The organism is Streptomyces sp. WM6372, assembly GCF_001279655.1.
Taxonomy (GTDB): Bacteria; Actinomycetota; Actinomycetes; order Streptomycetales; family Streptomycetaceae; genus Streptomyces.
This window is the reverse complement of the sequence record NZ_LGDB01000128.1, coordinates 1-344: the sequence shown is the minus strand read 5'-3', so window position 1 is coordinate 344 and position 344 is coordinate 1. Positions and strand designations below refer to the sequence as shown.

At 70.1% G+C, this 344-nt stretch carries 1 pseudogene; it reads left to right on the top strand.

From position 1 onward, the window contains the following. Positions 1 to 344: pseudogene (locus ADK52_RS11800) on the top strand (polyketide synthase); the annotation flags it as partial.

Below are 344 nucleotides of genomic sequence, written 5' to 3'. Positions count from 1 at the left end.
TGGTGGTGCTGAAGCGGCTGGAGGACGCGCTGGCCGACGGCGACACCATCCACGCCGTGATCAGGGGTTCGGCCGTCAACAACGACGGCGGGGTCAAGGTCGGCTTCACCGCCCCCAGCGTCACCGGCCAGGCCGCCGTCATCTCGGCCGCGCTCGGCAGCGCGGGCCTGACCCCCGAGGACATCGACTACATCGAGGCACACGGAACGGGTACGTCGCTGGGTGACCCGATCGAGGTGCAGGCGTTGTCGCGTGCGTTTGGCGGTGCCGGCTCCTGTGCTCTGGGATCGGTCAAGGCCAACATCGGCCACCTCGACGCCGCCGCCGGCATCGCAGGCCTGATC